Origin of the sequence: Mesorhizobium sp. B2-1-8, from assembly GCF_006442545.2 — a bacterium.
GTDB lineage: Bacteria > Pseudomonadota > Alphaproteobacteria > Rhizobiales > Rhizobiaceae > Mesorhizobium.
Genome location: NZ_CP083952.1, coordinates 3955422 through 3969287 on the forward strand (window position 1 = coordinate 3955422; position 13866 = coordinate 3969287).

Annotated in this window: 12 protein-coding genes; 6 read left to right on the forward strand and 6 right to left on the reverse strand. The window is 62.4% G+C overall.

Annotated elements, in window-relative coordinates:
- The first annotated feature begins 286 nt into the window (after positions 1 to 286).
- Positions 287 to 1117, forward strand: coding sequence for an alpha/beta hydrolase (locus tag FJ970_RS19335; protein WP_140757447.1), 831 nt, complete (start codon positions 287 to 289; stop codon positions 1115 to 1117).
- A 46-nt stretch (positions 1118 to 1163) separates the two neighbouring features.
- Here the strand turns inward: FJ970_RS19335 and glp are convergent, their stop codons facing one another.
- The 5 genes from glp to FJ970_RS19360 form a co-directional block, all read right to left on the reverse strand.
- Positions 1164 to 2369, reverse strand: coding sequence for a gephyrin-like molybdotransferase Glp (glp, locus tag FJ970_RS19340; RefSeq protein WP_140757446.1), 1206 nt, complete (start codon positions 2367 to 2369; stop codon positions 1164 to 1166).
- Positions 2369 to 2851, reverse strand: coding sequence for a cyclic pyranopterin monophosphate synthase MoaC (gene moaC, locus FJ970_RS19345; RefSeq protein ID WP_140757445.1), 483 nt, complete (start codon positions 2849 to 2851; stop codon positions 2369 to 2371). Before moaC ends, glp begins: the two co-directional genes overlap by 1 nt.
- Before the next feature lie 66 nt (positions 2852 to 2917).
- Positions 2918 to 3766 (reverse strand): indole-3-glycerol phosphate synthase TrpC, encoded by an 849-nt coding sequence (gene trpC / locus FJ970_RS19350; RefSeq protein ID WP_140757444.1) that lies wholly within the window; start codon positions 3764 to 3766, stop codon positions 2918 to 2920.
- A gap of 3 nt (positions 3767 to 3769) precedes the next feature.
- Positions 3770 to 4780 (reverse strand): anthranilate phosphoribosyltransferase, encoded by a 1011-nt coding sequence (gene trpD, locus FJ970_RS19355; protein WP_140757443.1) that lies wholly within the window; start codon positions 4778 to 4780, stop codon positions 3770 to 3772.
- Positions 4777 to 6669: a SurA N-terminal domain-containing protein gene (locus tag FJ970_RS19360; RefSeq protein ID WP_140757442.1), complete on the reverse strand. Its 1893-nt coding sequence runs from the start codon at positions 6667 to 6669 to the stop codon at positions 4777 to 4779. Before FJ970_RS19360 ends, trpD begins: the two co-directional genes overlap by 4 nt.
- A gap of 143 nt (positions 6670 to 6812) precedes the next feature.
- Here FJ970_RS19360 and tpiA point away from each other — a divergent pair, with 143 nt between their 5' ends.
- From tpiA to FJ970_RS19385, 5 genes are all read left to right on the forward strand, one after another.
- Positions 6813 to 7583, forward strand: a complete 771-nt coding sequence (gene tpiA / locus FJ970_RS19365) for a triose-phosphate isomerase (protein ID WP_140757441.1) — start codon at positions 6813 to 6815, stop codon at positions 7581 to 7583.
- Between the two features lie 167 nt (positions 7584 to 7750).
- Positions 7751 to 8200 (forward strand): preprotein translocase subunit SecG, encoded by a 450-nt coding sequence (gene secG / locus FJ970_RS19370; protein ID WP_140757440.1) that lies wholly within the window; start codon positions 7751 to 7753, stop codon positions 8198 to 8200.
- Between the two features lie 211 nt (positions 8201 to 8411).
- Entirely contained in the window at positions 8412 to 9542 is a 1131-nt protein-coding gene (locus FJ970_RS19375) for a L,D-transpeptidase (protein WP_140757439.1), read from the forward strand.
- A 300-nt stretch (positions 9543 to 9842) separates the two neighbouring features.
- Positions 9843 to 11480, forward strand: coding sequence for a CTP synthase (locus tag FJ970_RS19380; protein WP_140757438.1), 1638 nt, complete (start codon positions 9843 to 9845; stop codon positions 11478 to 11480).
- Between the two features lie 8 nt (positions 11481 to 11488).
- Complete coding sequence (locus FJ970_RS19385) at positions 11489 to 12028, forward strand: DUF1697 domain-containing protein (protein ID WP_140757437.1); 540 nt, start codon at positions 11489 to 11491, stop codon at positions 12026 to 12028.
- Between the two features lie 35 nt (positions 12029 to 12063).
- Here FJ970_RS19385 and FJ970_RS19390 read toward each other — a convergent pair whose 3' ends face one another.
- Positions 12064 to 13521, reverse strand: coding sequence for an NCS1 family nucleobase:cation symporter-1 (locus FJ970_RS19390; protein ID WP_140757436.1), 1458 nt, complete (start codon positions 13519 to 13521; stop codon positions 12064 to 12066).
- Between the last annotated feature and the right edge of the window lie 345 nt (positions 13522 to 13866).

The following is a 13866-nucleotide window of genomic DNA, read 5'->3' on the forward strand; positions in this document are numbered from 1 at the left end:
GCCAGCGTGCAGGACACGTGACCAGAGGCGGTGGATCTGAATTCCTGTCTCTCGCGAAAGGCTTCGTGCAGCCGGAAAACACCTTGTCGACATGCCACCGGAAAGGTGACCATCGACACGTTCGGACAGCACAGCGGACCTCCCATTTTGTCGGCTGTTCCGTAGGCAGGATCGCACCACTCGAAATTTGTTTCAAGCCTAAAATGTTTTGCCGTGGAGCATTGACGCAAGACGTGGCGGCGGCCATTGCTAGTGTTGAAACGATGCCGCTTCGGGGAGGGTGCCGATGCTCGACCATCGCATTGCCGACTGGGACAATGCCTACGCCAACGGCGCCAATATCGCCGGCAGCGACCGTTGGCCGGCCGCCTGGGCGGAACCCGCGCAAGCGTTTCGTGACGCACTGTCGGCGCAGGGCCGGGCACGGCTCGACATCGCCTATGGTGATCGGCCGCGCAATCGGTTCGACCTTTTCCTTCCCAATAGCGCTCCCAGAGGACTCGTGGTGTTCATCCATGGCGGCTATTGGATGGAGACCGACAAGAGCTTGTGGTCGCACCTCGCCGGTGGCGGGGTCGACAGCGGCTTCGCCGTGGCGATGCCGTCCTATACGCAATGCCCAGACATACGCATCGCCGGCATTGTCAGCGAAATTGGGGCGGCGATCGGCAAGGCGGCGACCATGGTCGGGGGACCACTGATGCTGACCGGACATTCGGCCGGTGGACATCTCGCCAGCCGCATGGTGACCGAAACAGCGCCTCTGGTCCCAGATGTTGCAAGGCGCATACGCCATGTCGTTTCGATTTCAGGCTTGCATGATTTGCGTCCGCTGATGCCCACGGACATGAACGCGGTGCTGAAGATCGACGAGCATGAGGCGCTGACGGAAAGCCCGGCACTGCTGCGGCCCATGGATGGTGTCCGCATCACTTGCTGGGTCGGAGGGGGTGAACGCTCGGAATTTCTGCGCCAGAATGCGTTGCTGGCCAACATCTGGACCGGGCTTGGCGCCACCACCAGCGCCGTGGTCGAACCCGACCGGCATCATTACGACGTTGTCGATGGCCTAGCCGATCCAGCGCACGCGCTGACGCGGACCTTGATCTCGGAATAGCCGAGATCGTTTTTGTCTTGTTATCAGCTCATTATGGGAAAATTCTTCAGCGTAACATCAGAACGCTACAAACGTCTCCGGCCGTGGATGCAGCGGAAAAAGGAGGCCGTACGACCAGCCCGTTGGCGTCGGCAAGCATCCTCAGCATCGAAGAATCCTGGATGCCGAACGGCGTTGCCACCAGTTCGCCGTGGTCTTCCCTGACCACCGCCCGCACATAATCCTGGCGCAGGTCGTTGGCCGGCATTGCGGTGCCCAACCGCGCCGGGCGGATGTCCTGACGGTAGGCGCGGCCGCCCAGTCTTGCCAGAAGCGGCTTCAGGAACAATTGCGAACAGACCAGGCTGGCCACCGGATTGCCGGGCAGGCCGATGCATCTGATATCGCCGAGGCGTCCGAACATCAGCGGCTTGCCAGGGCGCATGGCGATCTTCCAGAAGCGCAGGGTCATGCCTTCGCCGGTCAGCACGTCATGGATCAGGTCGTGGTCGCCGACCGAGGCGCCGCCCAGTGTGACGATGACATCGGCGCTCGCCGCGACCGCTTTCCTGACCAGGCCGGCGATGGCGTCCTTGCGGTCGGCGGCAATACCGAGATCGAGCGCGCGGGCACCGACCGATTGTGCTGCCGCGACGACGCCATAAGCGTTGGACGAGATGATCTGGTCCGGCCCGAGTTGGCTTCCGGGCGGCAACAGCTCGTCACCGGTGGCGATGATGGCGACCAGCGGCCGTTTCACCACGCTCACCTGGGGATGATTGGCCGATGCCGCCAGCGACAGTGCCGCCGGGTCGAGCACGCGCCCCTTTTCCAGCACCACGTCGCCCTTGGAAAAATCGAGACCGATGCGGCGGATGTTGCGCCACTCCGCGGTGGGCTCGATCACCTCGATGTTGCCACCGCCGATATCCCGGACATTTTCCTGGATGACGATGGTGTCGGCGCCTTCAGGCAGCGGTGCGCCGGTGAAGATGCGTACGGCCTGTGCCTGGCCGACCGTACCGTCAAAGCCACGCCCGGCCGGCGCCCTGCCGATCACCGAGAGTTTCGACGGTACCGACGCGACATCGGCGGTTCGCACCGCATACCCGTCCATGGCCGAAGCGTTGAAGGGCGGCTGGGTGCGTAGCGCCACGACCGGTTGCGCCAGCACACGATCGACCGCCTCGATGAGAGGGACGCTTTCGCCGGCCAGCGGCATGGCGCCGTCGAGCAGGCGTTCGAGCGCCTCGGCGACCGGAACCAGCGCCATCAGGCACCTGCCTTGTAGTCGCCGGACTTGCCGCCGGTCTTTTCGACCAGCCGGATGCCTGAGATGACCATGGCGCGGTCAACGGCTTTGGCCATGTCGTAGATGGTCAGGCAGGCCACGGACGCGGCGGTCAACGCTTCCATCTCGACCCCGGTCTTGCCGGTGACGCGCGCCAAGGCGGTGACCTTCAGGCCGGGCAGCGCGTGGTCAGGCTCGATGTCGACGGAAACCTTGGTCAACAGCAGGGGATGGCAGAGCGGGATCAACTCATGCGTCTTCTTCGCCGCCATGATGCCGGCGATGCGCGCGGTGCCGAGCACATCGCCTTTCTTGGCATTGCCGGCGAGGATGGTCTTCAACGTCTCTGGCTGCATCGAGACGAAACCCTCGGCAATCGCGGTGCGCGTCGTCTCGACCTTGTCGCCGACATCGACCATGTTGGCCTCGCCCTGCGCACTGAGATGAGTGAGGCCGGCCGCCATCGTCAAATCGCCATGGAGCGACGTGCGTCCATTCGGACGCACAAAGTGTGCTCTATCACTTTGACTCTATGCATCGTGCTCTCCGAAAATCGATTCCGATTTTCGGGCCGATGCATCGGACGCCTTGCCCGTGAGCAGCAAGCGCGTTGCAGCAGTCACATCCTGTTGGCGCATCAAGCTCTCGCCCACCAGGAAGGCGCCGATGTCCATCCTTTGCAGTCTAAGGCAATCGACATGCGAGAAGATGCCGCTTTCGCTGACCAGCAAATGACCACCCGGCACCATCGCCCGCAGCCGCTCCGACGTATCGAGGCTGGTCTCGAATGTCCGCAGATTGCGGTTGTTGATGCCGATCAATTGCGATGACAGTTTCAGCGCGCGCTCCGTCTCGGCTTCGTCGTGCACCTCGATCAAGGCATCCATGCCGAGTTCTAACGCGGTCGATTCGAGTTGGCTGGCCATGGCGTCATCGACGCTGGCCATGATGATCAAAATGGCGTCCGCGCCCCAGGCCCGCGCCTCGTAGACCTGGTAGGGGTCGAAAAGGAAATCCTTGCGCAGCGCGGGCAGAGCGACGGCGGCTCTTGCCCTGGTGAGGAATTCCGGCGCGCCCTGAAAGGAAGGCGCATCGGTCAGCACGGAAAGACAGGCCGCACCGCCTTCTTCATAGGCCTTGGCCAGGCTCGGCGGATCGAAATCGGCACGGATCAACCCTTTGGACGGACTTGCCTTCTTGATCTCGGCGATCAGTGCGAAGCCGCCCGATCTGCGCTTCGCTTCGAGCGCCGCGAGAAAGCCGCGCGGTGCGTCCGCGTCTTTTGCGCGCGCCTTGATCTCGGCCAGCGACACGCGCGCCTTGGCGGCGGCGATCTCGTCGCGCTTGTAGGCTTCGATCTTGCGCAGAATGTCAGACACGGTTCACCCGTTCGAAATTTCGACCAGCCGGTCGAGCACCTGCAGCGCCCGGCCGCTGTCGATGGCCTGCGCGGCGATGGCGATGCCGTCACCGAGCGTCGTCGCGTTGCCCGCAATCACCAGTCCGGCGCCGGCATTCATCAACACCGTGTCGCGGTAGGCGCCGGCGGCGCCGCCCAGCATGTCGCGCAAGGCCTTGGCATTGTAGGCGGCATCGCCGCCGCGCAGCTCATCCTTGGTATGGCGCTTCAGTCCAACCTCTTCCGGGGTCAGCGTAAAGCTGCGGATTTCGCCGCCAACCAGTTCGGCGACCTGCGTCTCGCCGGTAGTGGTGATCTCGTCATAGCCATCGCCATGGGCGACCCAGGCATGCTCGGTGCCGAGCGCCTTCAGCGTCTCCGCCACCGGCATGATCCATTCCGGCATGAACACGCCGACCATCTGCCGCTTGACGCTGGCCGGGTTGGAAAGCGGGCCGAGCAGGTTGAAGATGGTGCGCGTGCCAAGCTCGCCGCGAACCGGACCGACATGCTTCATCGCCGGGTGGTGCGCCGGCGCGAACATGAAGCCGACGCCGGCTTCATGGATGCACTTGCCAATAATCTCCGGCGCTATGTCGATCTTGACCCCGAGGGCAATCAGCACGTCGGCCGCGCCGGTCAACGAGGACAGACCGCGATTGCCGTGCTTGGCGACCGGCACGCCGCTGCCGGCAATGACGAAGGCGGAAGCCGTCGAGATGTTGACCGAGTGCGAATTGTCGCCGCCGGTGCCGACGATGTCGATGGCGCCATCAGGGGCATCGACGCGCAGCATCTTGGCGCGCATGGTGGCGACAGCGCCCGAAATCTCGTTCACCGTTTCGCCGCGCACGCGCAGCGCCATCAGGAAGCCGCCGATCTGCCCTGGAGTTGCATCGCCCGACATGATGATGTCGAAGGCCTCGCAGGCCTCCTCGAAGGACAGGGCGGTGCCGGTCGCGACCTTGGCGATATGGGCTTTCAGCGCGCTCATCTTGTCGAGGCTTGGGCAACGGCGGCCTGGTCGATGCGGACGTCGTACTGCGTCTGCAACTGCGCCACCAATTGGTCGAGCAGGTCGTCGGACATGCCGGAGGTGAATGATTTCTGCGCGTCGTCCGGCACCGAGCTGGCGTCGGCGCCGGCTGGTTCGAACACTTCGGCGACCTTGAACAGGATCTGGCCGTCGCCAGTAGGCGAGGGGATCAAGCCGGTGCCGCCTTCGCCGACGCCGAACATCACGGCGGCGCCTTGCTTGCCGAAATCGGCATCATCGGCTTCGCGCTTCAAGCCGCGCTTGGTCTGCTTTTCCAGCTTGAGGTCACCGGCGATGACGTCGAGCGTGGCGCCGGCCTTGAGGCGCTTCTCGAGTTCGCCCGCCTTGGCGGCGAGCCGCTTGGTGGTCTCGGCAGCCGTCCAGTCGGCGACAACCTTCTGACGCACCTCATCAAGAGTGCGGTCGCGGGCCGGTGTGATCGAACCGACCTCATAGAAGACGAAGCCATTGTCCGCCGTGGTCAGCGCCTCGTTTTCGGTGTTGGGTTCCGCATCAAAGACGGCCTTGATCAGCGACGGCGATTCCGGCAGGTCCTTGACGATCGAGCCATCGGGCCTCAGGCCACTGCGATCGATGGCATCGACGGTGATGTCCTTAAGCTTCAATTTGGCGGCCGCGTCGGCCAGCGAGCTGCCCGATGCACGCGTGTCTTCATAGTTATCATGCACATCCAAAAGGATGCGGCTTGCCTCACCCAGCGCCAGGTCCTTGCGGATCTGGTCGGATACTTCGGCGAGCGGCTTCACCACCTCGGGCTTGATCTCGGTCACGCGCAGCAGCACTGGACCGAAGGTGCCCTGAACGACCTGGCTGACTTCGTTGACGTTGAGCGCGAAGGCGGCATCGGCAACAGCCTTGTCGGCGATCTTGTCCTTGGCGAGCGTGCCAAGAAGCGTGTCGGCCGGAGTCTTGCCTTCGGCGGTCACCAGCTTGTCGAAGGTGGCGCCGGCCTTGAGCGAATCGAGCGCTGCCTTGGCCGCATCCGGCGTCTTGAACACAAGCTGCTCGATGGTGCGCAATTCGGGCGTGGTGTAGCGTGCCTTGTTCTTGTTGTAATCGTCGCTGACCTGCTGGTCGGTGACCGCGGTCGTATCCATGATGTCCACCGGTTCCAGGCGGACATAGGAGAATTTGCGGTATTCAGGCGCGGCGTAGGTTTTCTTGTTGGCCTCGAAATAGGCCTGGAGCACGCTGTCGCTCGGCGCCTCGATCGGCTCGACCAGCGTCTTCGGCAACGTCAAATAATCGACGGTGCGGTCTTCGCCGCGGTAGAGCGCGACCGCCTTGAAGAACGTATCCGGGGCCTTGAGGCCGTCCGAGACCGCCTCGACGATCTGCTGGCGCACCGCCACCTGGGCGCGGTTCTTCAGGTAATCCTCGGGCCGCATGCCGACCTCGTGCAGCATGTAGTCGAATGTCCGTCGGTCGAACTGACCGCCAGGGCCCTTGAAAGCCGGATCTTCGCGGGTAAGTTCGGCCAGCCGGTCCTTGGACAGGCCGAGGCCCAGCTTGCGTGCCTGTTCGTCGAGAACGGCGCCCGAAACGAGCTGCGCCAGCACCTGGTTGTCGATGCCGAGCGCCTTTGCCTGTTCATGAGTGAGGCGCTGACCGAACTGCTGCGACATGACGGCAAGCTGGCGGTCATAGGCAAGGCGGTATTCGTTGATCGATACCTTGGTGCCACCAGCGGTTATCACCGAATCGTGGCCCGCAAAGCCACCCATCAGCCGTCCAGAGATGCCCCAGGCGGCGAAACTGACCACCAGCAGCGAAAGCAGTGTCTTCGCGACCCAGGTACCCGCCGCGTTTCTCAATACACCAAGCATGGTTACTTCCGATTTATGCGCATTTTCGCGTGCGCCGAGTCTGAAACAAGCGCAATAGCGCCCTTCCGGTCCACTGTCGATTGCTTTGTGGCCTGATTTTGGTAGTGAGGGCCAGAGCCTGATATCGCCCGGAGAAGCACACCATGACGCCAGGAATTCGCCCGCTTGTCGCCGGCAACTGGAAAATGAACGGCACCAGCGCCTCGCTGAACGAGCTCAGGATGATCGGCAACGGTTTCATGAGCGGGCTCGACGCCGAGACCGAAGCACTGGTCTGCGTTCCCGCGACGCTGCTTTCCCATGCTGCGGAGATCCTGTCACGCACGCCTGTCCATGCCGGCGGTGAGGACTGCCATAGCAAGGAAAGCGGCGCCTATACCGGCTGTATTTCCGCGGAGATGCTGAAGGACGCGGGTGCGAGCCATGTCATTGTCGGTCACTCCGAATGCCGCGAACAAAGGGGCGAGGACGACGCGACGGTCCAGGCCAAGGCCGCCGCGGCCTGGCGTGCCGGGCTGGTGGCCATCGTTTGCATCGGCGAGACGCGGCAGGAGCGTGAGGCTGGAGCCACGCTGGAGGTGCTGTCGCGCCAGGTGGCCGGCTCGGTGCCGCCAAGCGCGACGCACTCCAACACCGTCATTGCCTATGAGCCAGTGTGGGCGATCGGCACCGGCCTGACGCCAACCGCCGCCGATGTGGCTGAAGCGCATGCGCATATCCGCGAAAAGCTGTCGGAAAAGCTGGGGACCGCCGCTGCTAGAATGCGCATTCTCTATGGCGGATCGGTCAAGCCGTCCAACGCGGTGGAACTGCTGGGCGTCCGGAATGTCGATGGCGCGCTGGTCGGCGGCGCCAGCCTGAAAGCGGCTGATTTCCTGGATATCGCCGAAGCCTATCGCAGCATTGCAGGCTGAGATTCACGAGGATGGGCGGCTCTCGTCCCGTCCAAATTCGTTGCAAAGGGCGCGTTGCTTCCCATATTCCGGCCACGGGCTTGGAAATGCCGTGAAAGCATTGTATTGAGCCGCCTCCAATTCACCGGTCGTGTCCGCGGCCGGGCAAGGCCTTGCCAGGATAAACTATGCAAACCATACTGATCGTCATCCATCTAATGGTCGTGCTCGCCCTTGTCGGCGTGGTGCTGCTGCAGCGCTCCGAAGGCGGCGGTCTCGGCATTGGTGGCGGATCGGGCTTCATGACGGCGCGCGGCGCCGCCAACGCTTTGACCCGGGCGACGGCGATCCTGGCGGCTGCGTTCTTCGTGACCTCGCTGACCTTGTCGATCATTGCCCGCTACGGCGAGAAGCCGATCGACATTCTCGATCGGGTTCCCACGACCTCGGACGGCAAGGGCGTGCTCAACCAACTGCCGGGTAAGACCACGCCGGCACCCGCCGGCAACGCCACGCCGACGCCGCCGTCCGGAAACGACGCCGCGGCAAAGCCTCCGGCAACGGCCCCGGCCACCGCGCCAACGACCAATGGGACCACCAGCACCGCGCCGGCGGCGCCTCAGGTTCCGAACCAGTAACCTCCACGTTTCCAAACCGCGATCTGTGATCGTTTGAACACAGTCGCGGCAAATGCTGCGCGATCACGAAGATTCGACGGGCGGCAGTGCGGTCTCGCGCTTGAGGCATCCGCGCTTATTCGACTATAGATTGCACGCGGCATTTTCGGCGTCCTTGGGGGACGTCGGGCGACGCCGTGGGCAACAAGCATTGAACGATCGGATCTTCGCCATGCAGCTTCGCAGCTTCATTTTCCTGGGACTTTGCGCCGCAATCGGCATGAGTTCCCCGGCCTTCGCCGGCATGCCGGCAAACATGGCCGCACAACAGTCGGTGTCGCTTGAAAAAACTGACGCCATCCCCGTCGCGGCCAAGAGCGATGCGGCGCAGTTGAAGCTTCTCAAGAAGAAGAAAAACCCGACACCGGACGATCTCGCCCAGATCAAGAAGATCGAGGCCAAGATCGCCGCTGGCAAGGAAGACGCCAAAGCCAAGGCGCTCGAAGCCAGGAAGCTGGCGATGCGCGAAGCGGCGAAAGCCAGGGCTGACGCGGACCGGAAGGCATTCCTGGCCAGCAAGGGCCAGAAAGCATCAGCATCTGAAGTGGCCGATGCCAAACCGGCCAAGAAGACCATCAAGGTCATCGAGCCGATTGAACCGGTCACGCCGATCCAGTCGGCCGAGCCGATCCCGGCCGAGGCGATGAATGTCGCTTTGACCGGTAACAATGGCGAATTGCGCAGCGAGGTCGTCGGTGGCCAGAAGCGGTCGAGCGGCGGTCTGTTTGCTGGTCTGTTCGGTGGAACCTTATCAGGCTCATCGATCAGCTATCTGCCCGAGACACGCGCGCTCGACTCGGCGCTTGCACAGAAGAACGCCAAGAAGCCGTTCAAGGTAAAGCCGGAATTCGTGCCTCAGGACGTGGAATTCACGGGCTATGATGCCGGTACAATCGTCATCGACACCAGCGCTCGCCGGCTCTATCTCGTCGAATCGTCCACGACCGCGCGTCGCTACGCCATCGCGGTCGGTCGCGAAGGCCTGCAGTTCAAGGGCACGGTCGCGGTCGGCGACAAGCAGGAATGGCCGCGCTGGATCCCGACGCTCGACATGCAGAAGCGCGAGCCCAAGCACTATGGCCAGTACAAGGACGGCATGGCCGGCGGTGGCCAGAATCCGCTCGGCGCCCGCGCCATCTATCTCTATGACGGTAAGAAGGACACGCATCTGCGTATCCACGGCACCATCGCGCCGCAGTCTATCGGCACCAGCGCCTCCAATGGCTGCTTCCGTATGATGAACGAGCACGTCATGGATCTCTACAGCCGCGTCCGCGTCGGCACCAAAGTCGTCATCATCTGACGTTTCCATCATCATGCCGAAAGGGCCGGCTCAGCCGGCCCTTTTGTTTTGCTTGGAGCGGTCCAACGTTTGATAGAATCGCCGATTCGCTCCAAGTCTTTGTTTTTACGCCAATTCCGGACGGAAAACCGCTACGCGCTTTTCCTGGAATTGCTCTAAGGTCCCGATCAAACCTGTTTGGTCGTGATCCTGTCCGAAAACCGGATCCCACTTTTCGGGATCAAGGTCCGAGCGCCTTTTTGGGAAAAAGCCTTCGCGGCGGTTTTTTCTCTGGCGGAATCAATCAGGCCGCGTTAAGCGATGACTCCCATGGCGCGATATGTATTCATCACAGGCGGCGTGGTTTCCTCACTTGGAAAAGGCATTGCCGCAGCGGCCCTTGGGGCTCTCCTGCAGGCGCGAGGCTATCGCGCACGCATCAAAAAACTCGACCCCTACCTCAATGTCGATCCCGGCACGATGTCGCCGTACCAGCATGGCGAAGTGTTCGTCACTGATGATGGTGCCGAGACCGACCTCGACCTTGGTCATTACGAGCGCTTCACCGGCCGTTCCGCCAATCAGCAGGACAACATCACCACCGGGCGTATCTACAAGAACATCATCGAGCGCGAGCGGCGTGGCGACTATCTCGGCGCGACCGTGCAGGTCATCCCGCACGTTACCGACGAGATCAAGAACTTCGTCCTCGACGGCAATGACGACTATGATTTCGTGCTGTGCGAGATCGGCGGCACGGTCGGCGACATCGAGGCGATGCCGTTCCTCGAGGCGATCCGCCAGCTCGGCAACGATCTACCGCGCAACAACGCTGTCTACGTGCATCTGACCTTGATGCCCTATATCCCGACGGCGGGTGAGCTGAAGACCAAGCCGACCCAGCATTCGGTCAAGGAATTGCGCGGCATCGGCATTGCGCCTGACATTCTTCTGGTGCGCGCCGACCGCGCCATCCCCAAGGAAGAGCGCCGCAAACTGTCGTTGTTCTGCAATGTCAGGGAGAGCGCCGTCATTCAGGCGCTCGACGTGCCGCATATCTACGACGTGCCTATGGCCTATCACAGGGAAGGTCTCGATTCGGAAGTGCTGGCCGCCTTCGGCATCGACCCGGCGCCTAAGCCGCGCATGGAGCCGTGGCAGGCGGTCTCGAACCGCATCCACAATCCGGAGGGCGAGGTCACCATCGCCATCGTCGGCAAGTATACCGGCCTCAAGGACGCCTACAAATCGCTGATCGAGGCGCTTTCGCATGGCGGGCTGGCCAACCACGTCAAGGTCAAGCTCGACTGGATCGAATCGGAAATCTTCGAAAAGGAGGACCCGACGCCTTGGCTGGAGAAGGTGCATGGCATCCTTGTGCCCGGCGGCTTCGGCGAACGCGGCTCCGAAGGCAAGATCCTGGCGGCGAAATTCGCGCGTGAGCGCAAGGTGCCGTATTTCGGCATCTGCTTCGGCATGCAGATGGCCTGCATCGAGGCGGCGCGATCGCTGGCCGGCGTCGAACATGCCTCGTCGACCGAGTTCGGCCCGACCAAGGAACCGGTCGTCGGTTTGATGACCGAATGGCTGAAAGGCAACATGCTGGAAAAGCGCAGGGCGAGCGGCGATCTCGGCGGTACCATGCGGCTCGGCGCCTATCAGGCCGAGCTCGCCAAGGGCTCGAAGATCGCCGATATCTATGGCGACACCCAGATTTCCGAACGTCACCGGCACCGCTACGAAGTCAATATCGACTACAAGCAGCGCCTGGAGGATTGCGGGCTGGTCTTTGCCGGCATGTCGCCCGACGGTGTGCTGCCGGAGACGGTCGAGTATCCTGACCATCCCTGGTTCATCGGCGTGCAATATCACCCCGAACTGAAGAGCCGGCCGCTCGATCCGCATCCGCTGTTCGCCAGCTTCATCGAGGCGGCGGTGGAGCAGAGCCGGCTGGTCTGATCGCTACCATGCGGACCTATGTGGCGCTCCTCTACAGCATCACCCTGGGAGAGGGGCGGCGGGTCGTCATGTCCGACCTCAAGGCGATGGCGGAAGGCCTTGGCCTTAAGAATGTCCGCACCCTGTTGGCGACCGGCAATCTGGTTTTCGAGAGCGACAAGATCTCGGTCGCCGGACTCGAGGAGCGGCTGGAATCCGCCTTCGAGCAGACCTTTGGCCGCCATGTCGACATCATCGTCCGTGCCGCCGGAGACTGGTGCAAACTCGCAAGCGGCAATCCATTCCCGAGCGAGTCGGTGGAAGCCGGCAACCAGGTCGTGGTGCGCGTGATGCGCAAACCCGTGGCCGAGGATGCGATATCTGGCTTTCAGGCCTATGCCGCAGCGGACGAGAAGGTGCTTCTGGTCGGCGGCGACATCTGGGTCGTCTTTTCACGGGAGAGGCCCAGCTCGCGGCTGCTTGCGGCCGCAAATCACAAGCGCATGGGCATCGGAACCTCGCGCAACTGGAACACGGTGCGCAAGCTGGCCGAAATGGTCGCGCAGTAGAGCGGGGCGGCACGGGGCCGCCCCAGAGATGCTTGTCAGGCTTTTGCTATCTTGGCCCCTGCACCCAGGGCGGCGGTGCGCAGCACGTAATAGATGACGCCGGCGATCGCCACGCCGAAGAACCAGCCATAAACGCCCCACCAGGACGGCAGCCAGTTGGTGAAGTTCGGCAGGATCGAGGAGAAGATGGCGCCGATGCCGGCGGCGATGAAGGCATTGACGTGCCAGCCACCCTGGAAGCGGAACTCGCCGTCCTCGCGATACAGCGCCTCGACGTCGACCTCGCCCTTCCGGATCAGATAGTAATCGACCATCATCACGCCGAAAATCGGCCCCATCGTCGCGCCGATGACGTTGACGAAGGAGGCGGCACTGCCTTCCCACGGTGCGAAGGGATAGAGAACGAGCGCGATGACGGCGGCGATGTAGCCACCTTTCTTGAAGTCGATCTGACGCGGGAAGACGTTGGAGAAGTCGAACGCGGGTGAGACGAAGTTGGCCACCACGTTGATACCCAAGGTCGCCACCGCGAACGTCAAGGCGGCAAGGGCAGCCAGGAACAAGCTGTCGAACTTGGCCGAGATCTGGTCGGGGTGCAGCAGCACCTCATGGTAGACGTCGTAGGCGGCGATGGTGGTGACGCCGGCGACCAGCGAGAACAGGATGAGGTTGACCGGCAGACCCCAGATGTTGCCCTTGCGCAATGCCGCCTGATTGGGCGCATAGCGGGCGAAATCGCAGAAATTGAGATAGAGCGCCGAAAAATACGTCACCCAGATCGCGGCCACCGCGAACAGCGACGTCCACGAGCCCGGCGTTCCAGGCACGCCGGCGTCCTTGGTCTTTTCCAGAAGCACGTCCATCGGGATGTCGCTGGTGAAGGCGAAGGTTCCGGATTTGACGCAGAGATAAACGGCAAGGAGCAGCATCATCACCCAGACGGCGGGGCCTGCCCAATCCTGGAACCGGCGCACCGTTTCCATGCCTTTCTGGATGATCAGCAGTTGCAGGGCCCATATGACCACGAAGCAGATCACCTCCAGGCCGGAATGGCCGAGGAAATGGGTATTGGCGTTGAAATCGGCGAACCATTGCGAGCGGATGAGCAATGCGACGATCGCACCGGAGGCGGCGGCTGTCTGTGCGCCATACCAGAAGCAGGCGACGACGGCGCGCACCAGTGCCGGAATGTTGGCGCCCCAGATGCCGAAGGAGGCGCGGGCGAGCACGGGGTAGGGCACACCGGTCTTCACACCGGCGTAGCCGACCATGTTCATCAGCGCGTAGATGATCAGCGAGCCGATGCCGATGGCGATGATGAAATTGACGAAGCCGCCACAGAACAGAAACAGGCTGGCGGCGAGGTAGTAGCCCCACAGGCTATGAACGTCCGACGTCCAGACGTTGAAGATCGAGAACGGTCCCCAGTTTCGAACCTTGGCGGGAGCGAGGTCTTCATTATACAGGTCAGGCGATGCGCCTTGTATCGTCATTGCAATGTCCCCTTCTTGCATCACGCGCCCTCACGCGTTGACCGCAGAGGTTACGCCTGACGCGGGGGAACCGACAAGCAAGCTATTTGCCGGCTTTGGCCTTAAAGATATTCAATACGAACCGCGATTATCGACGGGCCATGATGGTGAGCCGCTTTTCAAAAGGCCTGCCTGTCGATTCGAATTTTCGATCCACGGCTTCAGGCTGGATGAACCCGCGTTCACAACATCTGTCGGCGAGAGCGGCTGCCTACAGCATGTCGCGGCGAATAGGATTCGCCTGACCTGCTGTAAGCTTCTGATTTTATGCATGTCGTTATCCCGGAACCGAGGACACTTCCGCGC

Coding starts and splice junctions, on each gene's coding strand:
- FJ970_RS19335 (WP_140757447.1), top strand. CDS start 287: ATGCTCGACCATCGCATTGCCGACTGGGACAATGCCTACGCCAACGGC.
- FJ970_RS19360 (WP_140757442.1), bottom strand. CDS start 6,669: ATGCTTGGTGTATTGAGAAACGCGGCGGGTACCTGGGTCGCGAAGACA.
- FJ970_RS19380 (WP_140757438.1), top strand. CDS start 9,843: ATGACTCCCATGGCGCGATATGTATTCATCACAGGCGGCGTGGTTTCC.
- FJ970_RS19375 (WP_140757439.1), top strand. CDS start 8,412: ATGCAGCTTCGCAGCTTCATTTTCCTGGGACTTTGCGCCGCAATCGGC.
- secG (WP_140757440.1), top strand. CDS start 7,751: ATGCAAACCATACTGATCGTCATCCATCTAATGGTCGTGCTCGCCCTT.
- tpiA (WP_140757441.1), top strand. CDS start 6,813: ATGACGCCAGGAATTCGCCCGCTTGTCGCCGGCAACTGGAAAATGAAC.
- moaC (WP_140757445.1), bottom strand. CDS start 2,851: ATGGCGGCCGGCCTCACTCATCTCAGTGCGCAGGGCGAGGCCAACATG.
- trpD (WP_140757443.1), bottom strand. CDS start 4,780: ATGAGCGCGCTGAAAGCCCATATCGCCAAGGTCGCGACCGGCACCGCC.
- glp (WP_140757446.1), bottom strand. CDS start 2,369: ATGGCGCTGGTTCCGGTCGCCGAGGCGCTCGAACGCCTGCTCGACGGC.
- FJ970_RS19390 (WP_140757436.1), bottom strand. CDS start 13,521: ATGACGATACAAGGCGCATCGCCTGACCTGTATAATGAAGACCTCGCT.
- FJ970_RS19385 (WP_140757437.1), top strand. CDS start 11,489: ATGCGGACCTATGTGGCGCTCCTCTACAGCATCACCCTGGGAGAGGGG.